A 564-nucleotide genomic window follows, 5' to 3' on the forward strand; every position below is an offset into this window, starting at 1 on the left:
CTATCCAGCTGAGCTATGGGTGCCTGAAGCGGCGTATAAAGAAGGAGCGCGCGGCTCGCAACTGGGAAATCGGCTTACCGCGCGGCGAGCGCGTCGTCGAGCACGCCTGCCAGCACATCGCGCGGCACATCCGAGGTCACGAAAGCCTCTCCGATGCCGCGCGCGAGGATGAAGCGCAGTTTGCCGTCGAGCACTTTCTTGTCCTGCGCCATCAGGTCGATCAGCGCGTCGCGGCCCGGCAGTTCGCCCTCGATATCGGCCAGATCGGTCTTCATTCCCATGTCGCGCAGATGGGCGCGCACGCGGCTCGGGGCCTCTTGCGAGCACAGGCCGAGGCGCTGGCTCAGCTCGAAGGCCATCGCGCAGCCGATCGCCACGCCCTCGCCATGCAGGAGCCGGTCGGAATAGCCGGTCGCGGCCTCCAGCGCGTGGCAGAAGGTGTGACCGAAGTTGAGAAGCGCGCGGTCGCCCTCCTCCGTCTCGTCGCGGGCCACGATCTCGGCTTTCATCTCGACTGAGCGTTTCACCGCATGCAGGCGCTTTTCCATATCGCCCGCCGCCATC

1 protein-coding gene is annotated in these 564 nt (G+C 66.3%); it reads right to left on the reverse strand.

The features are described from left to right. Window positions 1–74: 74 nt before the first annotated feature. The coding region (locus B3D39_RS17505; protein WP_422664305.1) for a 3-dehydroquinate synthase family protein at window positions 75–564 on the reverse strand (490 nt) is incomplete at its 5' end.

The sequence above is a fragment of the Thioclava sp. UBA3469 genome, from assembly GCF_002378135.1.
Taxonomy (GTDB): Bacteria; Pseudomonadota; Alphaproteobacteria; order Rhodobacterales; family Rhodobacteraceae; genus Thioclava; species Thioclava sediminum.